8 protein-coding genes are annotated in these 7,816 nt (G+C 64.5%); 4 read left to right on the top strand and 4 right to left on the bottom strand.

Annotated features, from left to right (window positions below; all coding sequences use genetic code 11):
* Window positions 1-1,328, bottom strand: a 1,328-nt coding sequence (locus EA346_RS12830) for a coniferyl aldehyde dehydrogenase (RefSeq protein WP_366755793.1), incomplete at its 3' end; no start/stop codon positions are given.
* 44 nt (window positions 1,329-1,372) lie between these two features.
* On the opposite strand from EA346_RS12830, the gene EA346_RS12835 reads away from it, so the two are divergent.
* Window positions 1,373-1,690 carry an encapsulin gene (locus EA346_RS12835; protein WP_296759219.1) on the top strand — a complete coding sequence of 106 codons (318 nt, stop codon included), beginning with the start codon at window positions 1,373-1,375 and terminating at the stop codon, window positions 1,688-1,690.
* A gap of 78 nt (window positions 1,691-1,768) precedes the next feature.
* Here EA346_RS12835 and EA346_RS12840 read toward each other — a convergent pair whose 3' ends face one another.
* Window positions 1,769-2,092 carry a TusE/DsrC/DsvC family sulfur relay protein gene (locus EA346_RS12840; protein WP_296759222.1) on the bottom strand — a complete coding sequence of 108 codons (324 nt, stop codon included), beginning with the start codon at window positions 2,090-2,092 and terminating at the stop codon, window positions 1,769-1,771.
* A gap of 491 nt (window positions 2,093-2,583) precedes the next feature.
* Here EA346_RS12840 and EA346_RS12845 point away from each other — a divergent pair, with 491 nt between their 5' ends.
* Both EA346_RS12845 and EA346_RS12850 read left to right on the top strand, forming a co-directional pair.
* Window positions 2,584-3,282 carry a hypothetical protein gene (locus EA346_RS12845; RefSeq protein ID WP_296759224.1) on the top strand — a complete coding sequence of 233 codons (699 nt, stop codon included), beginning with the start codon at window positions 2,584-2,586 and terminating at the stop codon, window positions 3,280-3,282.
* Window positions 3,283-3,289: 7 nt separating this feature from the next.
* Window positions 3,290-4,264 (top strand): polyprenyl synthetase family protein, encoded by a 975-nt coding sequence (locus EA346_RS12850; RefSeq protein ID WP_296759226.1) that lies wholly within the window; start codon window positions 3,290-3,292, stop codon window positions 4,262-4,264.
* Here the strand turns inward: EA346_RS12850 and EA346_RS12855 are convergent.
* Window positions 4,256-4,996 carry a class I SAM-dependent methyltransferase gene (locus EA346_RS12855; RefSeq protein ID WP_296759230.1) on the bottom strand — a complete coding sequence of 247 codons (741 nt, stop codon included), beginning with the start codon at window positions 4,994-4,996 and terminating at the stop codon, window positions 4,256-4,258. The two genes, EA346_RS12850 and EA346_RS12855, sit on opposite strands and share 9 nt — an antisense overlap.
* Window positions 4,997-5,514: 518 nt before the next feature.
* Between EA346_RS12855 and EA346_RS12860 the strand changes: the two genes are divergently transcribed.
* Window positions 5,515-5,745 carry a DUF433 domain-containing protein gene (locus tag EA346_RS12860; protein WP_296759232.1) on the top strand — a complete coding sequence of 77 codons (231 nt, stop codon included), beginning with the start codon at window positions 5,515-5,517 and terminating at the stop codon, window positions 5,743-5,745.
* Between the two features lie 96 nt (window positions 5,746-5,841).
* Here the strand turns inward: EA346_RS12860 and EA346_RS12865 are convergent, their stop codons facing one another.
* Window positions 5,842-6,519: a VTT domain-containing protein gene (locus EA346_RS12865; RefSeq protein WP_296759234.1), complete on the bottom strand. Its 678-nt coding sequence runs from the start codon at window positions 6,517-6,519 to the stop codon at window positions 5,842-5,844.
* Window positions 6,520-7,816 lie beyond the last annotated feature (1,297 nt).

Genomic DNA, 7,816 nt, shown 5'->3' on the forward strand with positions numbered 1-7,816 from the left:
TCGAACGCGTTGAGGCGGCCCGGCTTGTAGACGGCGCGCGCGTGACTGAGCCGGCGAAAGCCGTCCCTTCCGTGATAGGCGCCGATCCCGCTTTCCCCCACGCCGCCAAAGGGCAGATTGTCCTGCGCCACATGCAGCAGCGTCCCGTTCAGCGTCACACCGCCCGAGATCGCCCCGTCGAGGATCGCCTTCCGGGTCCCCCGGTCGTTGGTGAAGGCATAAAGGGCAAGTGGGCGCGCGCGGGCATTCACGAAGGCGATGGCGTCCACGAGATCGTGGTAGGCCACGATCGGCAGAACGGGGCCGAAGATCTCTTCGCGCAGAAGAAGCGAATCGTCGCTCGCGCCGAGCACGATCGTCGGAGGGATCTTCCGACCATTCTCAGAACCCGGAGGCTGCAGGATGGTCGCCCCGCCGCGCCGGGCCTCGTCAATGGCGCCTTCGAGGCGATCCCGGTGATGCTGACTGATCACGTTGCTGTATTGCGGGTTTGTCTGCAAAGCGGGATAGGAGCGGACGATGGTCGCAAGGATCTCCTGCGCCAGAGGCTCGACCTTGTCGGCGGGGGCAAGGACGTAATCGGGCGCGATGCAGGTCTGGCCCGCATTCGTGAGCTTGCCCAGCACGATCGAGCGCGCCGCCTTGTCCAGCGGATAGTCGGGGGCAACGATCGCGGGCGACTTGCCGCCCAGTTCCAGGGTGACGGCGGTAAGGTTCCTGGCCGCCGCCTCCATCACCTTGCGCCCGACCGTGGTGGAGCCGGTGAAGAGCAGATGATCGAAGGGAAGCGCGGTGAAGGCCTGCGCGACCGCCTCGTCCCCCGTGACGACACCAACCTCGTCAGCGGCGAAATGCTGCGGAACGAGTTGCGCCAGCAGTTCGGAAAAGCGCGGTGTGTGCTCGGAAGGCTTCAGCATGGCACGGTTTCCCGCCGCCAGCGCATCGCTGAGCGGGCTGAGGCACAAGAACAGCGGATAGTTCCATGGCGAGACGATGCCGACCACGCCGAGTGGCTCGTAGCGCACCCAGGCCCGCGCGGGTTGAAACATTAACCCCACGCGGCGCCGTTCGTCGCGCATCCATCGCCGCACCGAACGGGACGCATGCTTGATCGCGTTCAGAAGCGGCAGGATCTCCATGAGTTCGGTTTCCTCGCGCGCCCGGCCGCCGAAGTCGGCATCGATGGCGCGCGCAATCCCGTCACGGTTTTCAACGACCATGCGCTTCAATGCGGCAAGCCGCCGCCGGCGCGCTTCGACATCGGGAATGCGGTCGTGGCGCGCGGCGTCGTGGATGGTGGCGAACATGCTTTGCAGATCGTCGTTCATGGCGTCTGTCCCTCAGTCGCATTGCCTGCCGCGCCGATGATCACATGGCCGGCCCCCTGCACACGCTTCCGGCAGGCCGGCCGAATCCTTCATCCGTCTGCCGATGGGACTGCGCAGCAGAGAATCCGATCCATTCAGGCCTTGGCGGCCGCCACCGAGGGCAAGAACGGCGCGGGGCGCGCAACCCGGAGCTCGATCCGGTGGTCGCCGCGGCGCGCAAGGCCGCGCTGATCGAGGACGGCGCGATCTTCAACGGTTATGACGCGGCAGGGATCGTGGGCATCGGTGCCGCCTCTGCACACGCACCGATTTCTTTGTCGGCCGAGTCCATCTCTACATCGAATCGAGCTTCACGTTCCTGAACAACGCCCGGAAGCGGCCGTGCCTATGGTCGATACCGAATCCTGGACTGTAGAGGTGGTCCGACTGCCCTGAGTGAACTACTCGGCCGACATGTAGGCCTTGGCTTCCTCGCCGGGGTCGGGCAGGCCGGCGATGCGCCAGGCGGCCAGGCAGTTGTGGAACAGGTCGTGGCAACACCACTCATTCAGATCGAGCTCGCGGCAGATCATGGCCACGGGCGGCGGCGCTTGGTACTTGCGATAATAGGCACGCAACGCATCGATGAGGGCCCAATGGATGTCGGTGAGCTGCGGGATGGACTCTTCCTTCGCCAGTTCGGCGGCGAGTTCGCGCGACCAGTCCTCCGGATGTATGAGCAGTCCGTTTTCGTCGAACTGATGCTTTGATTGCGTCTGTTCCATGGCGGCCCTCCTCCAGCGTGTACCCGTTACTGGAAGTATAGTCGCCAGGTATCGGGTGTCAGCAGTCGGTCCGCAGCAGCGCTATTTTTCGGCTGCGCCAGATGTCAGAAAGTCGCTGACCAATCCGATTCCATTCATGGTTCGACAGGCGACCCATGCATGAAGAAGGGAACAGCCTTTCGACCCGAGCCTGTCGAGGGACTCATGCCGCAACGCCTCGTCGGCTGTGCCGGGATGCCCGGCGAATGACTGCCGAATGCGGGCGAGAGGGACCCTTTGCATGGACAACGCCCGCGGGCGTAGCATCAACCCCTCACGGCTTCTGGGCATGCCCTCACTGCGGCTGAGGACATATTCAGAAGGTCTCAGTCTCACTCCAGCCGTTCGCCGGACCGAGCGAATCCCGCATCTCGGATATTGCGCGCTTGACCGGACGGAGCTGTGCTTGCGACTACGGGGGCACCTTGGCGCAGATGAACGAGCCCCAAAGATTGAACGAGTGGTTCGTGCCGTCCTTCGGGCCACCGCGCTTTCGCGTGGCGGTCGGTCTGCTCTTTCTTCCCTACACCGGGATGGTGCTGTCATTCACCGTGATCGGGTCGATGTTGGCCGAGACCATCCACTGGGATCGTGTCGCGGCGATCGTCGTCATCTATTTTCTCGCGCTGGGCATTGGCGCGCATGCACTGGATGCACTTGGCAGCCAGGCCGTCAAACCGTGGGGGGCGGTCTTCTCGAAGCGCCAGCTCTGGGTCGTCGCGGCAGTCTCCGTGGTCGTGGCCTATGCGATCGGCATCTATTACATCGTGCGCTACGCGCCGCTGCTGGGCGTGATCGCCGTCCTCGAGGGGTTCTTTCTCCTGGCCTATAACCTGGAATGGTTCCGCGGGCGTTTTCATACGAATGCCTGGTTCGCATTCGCTTGGGGTTTCCTGCCGGTGCTGGCCGGCTACGTGATTCAGACCAATTCCCTTTCGCTGGCCATCGTTCTGGTTGCCATGGCCATGGCGGCTCTGAGCCTCGTCGAAATCAATGCCTCCCGCCCGTACAAGGCGCTGAAGCGCGGCGCGGATGGACTGACGACCGAAGGGCGCGCACAGGCGGCTCAGCTCGAGGTCATCCTGAAATCCGTCAGCCTCGGCGTGATCCTGCTCGGCATCGCACTCCTCATCTGGCGCTGGACCCTGTGACGCCACGATGATGCGTGAAACGCCGTTCGTGCGATATTGGCGCATCACGCGCGCTGAGCTGGACACCGCCTTTCTGCACTGGATACCGCGCTTTTTCCCGAGCCTTTGCGAAACCCAGGCCGCCGCCGTTCACGACGCGCTCGCTGACGGCAAACGCCTGCGTGGCTGTCTCCTGTGCCTGGTGAACGACGCGCTGGGTGGCCGGCGTGAGGCCGCCTTGCCGCGCGCGCTTGCCGTGGAATGCATTCAGGCTGCGTCGTTGATACACGACGACTTCGTGGACCGTGACACCGAACGGCGCGAGCGGCCCGCCGCATGGACGAAGTATGGGCCCCGCAAGGCCGTGTTGCTCGGTGACCTCATGTTTGCGACAGCGCTGCACCGGATGACCGAAACCGGCCGCGCCGACGGTCTTGCGGTCGCCGAGGTCATCGCCACAATGGCCAGCGGCGCGTGGCAGGAGCCGCTGGAGCCTGCCGACGTCGAACGCGCGCTGTTGGCGGATCCGGAACGCGGTCGGGGACTCTATCCCAGAATCATCCATCTGAAGACGGGGGCGTTGTTCGGGACGGCCGCGCGTCTCGGCGCCATCAGTGCAGGTGGCTCGCAGCGCATGGCGGATCTGGCCCACGAGTTTGGTGTGCTCCTCGGCGAGGCCTATCAGATCGCCGACGATCTGGCCGACGTCGATGGCCGTGAACATTCCGCGCCCGAGTGGGCCGTGCTGGCGCCCGCAATCGTGCATTTCTGCGGTGAATCGGAACTGGCACGGGTCGATCTGCCCAAGGGTTCGACTGCGGCACCGGAATCCTTTCTCTCGGAGACGCTCCCGGTGCTGCGGGCGCGCATGCGCAAGGCGATGCACGCGAGGCTGAGGCTCGCATCCGAACGGGCAGGGCAGTTTCCCGACAGCCCGTTTGGTCGGCTGCTGGAGACTGCGCCGTCAGAGATCATGCACTTGAGCCTTGGCGCGCTACCCTGAACCGCCGTTGGGCGCTGCGGATGCGCCCGACTTGCGCGCAGACAGGATCGCGGATCCGTACAGCGTCAGATCATGTCGGCGGACATCCACGAATCCCGATTGCTCCAGTGCCCGCTGCAGTTCCTCGACCCAGGGGCTCTGTTCGATCAACTCGGGGAGCCCGTAATAGATCTCACGCCAGGATGGAAACAGGCGGCTGCCGGCAAGCTGCAGGATCCTGAAGTAAAGCCTCCAGATCCTAACCAGATGAGCCTTCGGCGGATACGTGAAATCGTGCGCCAGAAACACGCCGTTGGGTTTCAGCATCGAGTGGGCGTTGCGGCAAAGCAGCGGGAGTTCCGCGTACTTGGCGAGGTAGGACGAGGTGATACAGTCGAACGGAATCTCCGAGCGATAGTCTTCGGCGCGCCCCAGTACCAGTTCGATGTTTCCTGATCCGCGTTGCCTCAGCTTCTCCCGCGCCTGTTCAAGGTACTCGTTCCGCAGTTCAACACCGACTACCTCGCACTCGGGATGGCGTTTCGCAATGGCCAGCGTCGATATCCCGGTGCCGCAGGCCAGATCGAGCACGCGCGCCGGGTGCGGCGGTATGAGCTCCACGAGCCGGCGCTTCCACAGCCGGTCGATTCCCAACGTCGCGGCATTCACCATGAAATCGTAGCTGGCGCCGGTGCCCTGAAAGAACCGCTCCACGAGCGCGAGCCGTGCATCGCCAGAGCCCTTTGCATTCATCGTGATGCCTCCCAACCAAATCGCAATCCCGCTGCCACGACGTGGGCTACGCTCCAGTAAGCGTAGCAGCTCCAGAAATTTGCTTCGCGGGTGGCGGTCAGGCACTGCGCGATACCGCCGTCGATGAAACCGAACCAGCGCCGACAGTTTCCCGCCGAGCGCGCTTTGTGGCTCCGGCTCCACCGCCGCGGCGGCCGACAAAACGCGCATCAGGTCGCGCAGTGCGGGTTGCAGCCTTGGCGATTCCGGATGCCTACGCAGCGTGTTGCGATGAACCCCTGCCGGCTCGGCCAGATCCTGCTGCTACAGGTCGAGGATGGCGGCGACGCTCGATGCGGAGAACCGCGACGTACCGGGTTCGCGCGTCGATTCGAGCACGTCTGCAAAGATGGCGGTCATAGCGTTGCTCAGGGCTCAGGGCTCAGGCCAAGCTCGGTGACCCTACGGACACGAGGATGCAAGCCCAGGCGGGCACGCGCGGCGCGGTCCCCGGGTCACGGTACGAAGCAGGAGCTTTCATGCGAGAGTTCGATCGAACTACCCGGCGCGCTGACGTGATGGGCGGAATGGCCTGCATCCGCGGTATGCGGGTCACGGTCGGCGTGATGGTCGGGCAGATTTCGGCCGGGCACACGATGGAGGGAGTTCTGGCCGACTACCCCTATCTGGAGCGCGAGGACATCCTGCAGGCGTTGCGTTATGCCGCGTGGCGGGCCGAAGAGCGCGAGGTGTTGCTCGCCGACGCATGAGAGTTCTGGTTGACATGAATCTGTCGCCGCGCTGGGTGGGCTTGCTGGCCGCCAATGGGTTTGATGCCACACACTGGTCAACGCTTGGTGCGGCCCTCAACTCCGTGCGCCCCGGGACCGCAGCAGCGGTGCCAGCAGGGCCAGTGCCGCAAGCGCGGCCAGAGCCAGCAGCAGCTGCGGGGTCAGCACGTCGCGCAGCGCGACCTCGCCCGCCGCCGCGATACTGGACACCTGGTGCCCGAGCGTCGCCACCACGAAGGACAGCGGCAGCAGACCCAGGAAGGTGGCGAGGAGAACCCGGTTGAGCGGGATCGGGAAGATCACCGGCACGACGTTCACGGCCCAGGCCGGCACCAGGGGAAACAGCCGCGCGGCGAGGATGAAATGGAAACCGTTCGCGGTCACGGCCGGTGTCACAGGTGCGAGCCGCGCACCCCAGTGCCGGTGAATCGGCTGATGGAAAAGCCGGCGCCCCAAGGCCGCGATCATCACTGCGCTGAACGCCGACCCCACCGCACTCAACACCGCACCGAGTCCCGGGCCAAACAGGAACCCCCCGGTGAACATCAGCAGGAACCCGCCTGGGAACGGCGTGACCTTGCCCACCGTCACCACCAGCACGTAGACCATGGCCGCGGCGACCGGCCAGACCGCGACCCAACCGGTCAGCGAGGACTGCGAACCGGACAGCCACCCGAGGATGTCGGCATGGTGCGCCGTCGCCGCCCAGGCACCCGCGAGCAGCACGAATCCCAGCAGGGTGAGCCACAGCACGAAGCTACGGGGGCGGCATGCGACGCGGTGCTCACGACCGCTTGGGATAGCCGTTTCGCTGGCCGCTTGCGGTCGCGGCACGGCAGGGGAGGATTGGATTGGCATGCGGGTCTCTACAAGGGGCGTAGGTAGCTGGCGTTCATTGCCTCGCGAACCCCGGGGTCAGACCACGCGAAGTTGTGGTGAGAAAAATGAAAAAGATTCCGAACTGGGCGGGTTGCTCCCTAATCCTGTCCTTTCCGGCACCTAGAACGCCCGGATAAGCGAAGGTATCAAGTTCACCGGCAAATGTCTGTAGCGAGCCTCGACGGGGGTCCGACAGTGTCGTTCTGACACTGTCAGGGTGACCCAGTGTGTCGCCGTTATACGGCCACTCCAACCCCCAACGGCCTCGGGCGTTTCGAGATTCGGTGCATAAGTTGTTGTCCGAGAAAACATTCTAAAGCCGAAAAGCCACTTGGCATGTCGCATGCGAAGGGAAGGCAGCGATTTCACCAAGCGAACGGGAGGAAATGATGATACGACGCAAAACCGCCTTGGCTTTGGCCATCGCGTCTCTGGTTACGGTCGCGAGTCCGGTTGCTGCGCAAGGCTTCGACGAAGATGGCGGTAATGCATCGCCGGAGGCCGGCATGGGCACGCCGCCGCCGGAGCGCGGCATGGATGCGCCGCCGCCGGAGCGCGGGATAGGTGCGCCGCCGCCGGAGCGCGGGATGGGTGCGCCGCCGCCGGAGCGGGGCATGGGTATGCCGCCCCGGGAGGGTGGTATGGACACACCGCCGCAACCGGAGCGCGGCATGGGTATGCCGCCGCGAGAAGGTGGTATGGACACACCGCCGCCGCCGGAGCGCGGCATGGATATGCCGCAGCCGGAGGACATGGATCGGCCTGGCCCGCATGATGGGCCCGGAGCCCCCCCGACGAGGCCTTGACCCGGCCATAAACCTAGGGCCGCGGGGGCCCTAGGGCCGCGGGGGTCAGACCAAGCTAACGCATTGATGCAATGAGATAACACCTCGTTTTTTCGCCCAGATTTGGGCCTTGAATGCCCGCTTTTCGCCGCAAAAATGCTGGTCCAAGGCAAGTGCCTGGTCTCAGCAGTTGATCCGTGGCCGCTGCGATCCCGTAACGTCACCTGCCTGGAGGGCCCATTCTGTACGGAGAATGGGCCCTCCAAGGCATTTTTCGGGGGTCGAAATGAAGTGGGTTTTTATTAATATCATGGGCTTGGCTTGGTCCGACCCCGGACAAGCCGAAAAGCCCGCCCGGAAAAGCCCGGAAAAGCCGAAAAGGGTAG

The organism is Thioalkalivibrio sp. (assembly GCF_007692535.1).
GTDB lineage: Bacteria > Pseudomonadota > Gammaproteobacteria > Ectothiorhodospirales > Ectothiorhodospiraceae > Thioalkalivibrio.

Excerpts from the sequence above, each read along its gene's own strand:
- EA346_RS12850 (WP_296759226.1), top strand. The coding sequence starts at position 3,290 with ATGATGCGTGAAACGCCGTTCGTGCGATATTGGCGCATCACGCGCGCT.
- EA346_RS12840 (WP_296759222.1), bottom strand. The coding sequence starts at position 2,092 with ATGGAACAGACGCAATCAAAGCATCAGTTCGACGAAAACGGACTGCTC.
- EA346_RS12835 (WP_296759219.1), top strand. The coding sequence starts at position 1,373 with ATGGCCGGCCCCCTGCACACGCTTCCGGCAGGCCGGCCGAATCCTTCA.
- EA346_RS12855 (WP_296759230.1), bottom strand. The coding sequence starts at position 4,996 with ATGAATGCAAAGGGCTCTGGCGATGCACGGCTCGCGCTCGTGGAGCGG.
- EA346_RS12860 (WP_296759232.1), top strand. The coding sequence starts at position 5,515 with ATGCGAGAGTTCGATCGAACTACCCGGCGCGCTGACGTGATGGGCGGA.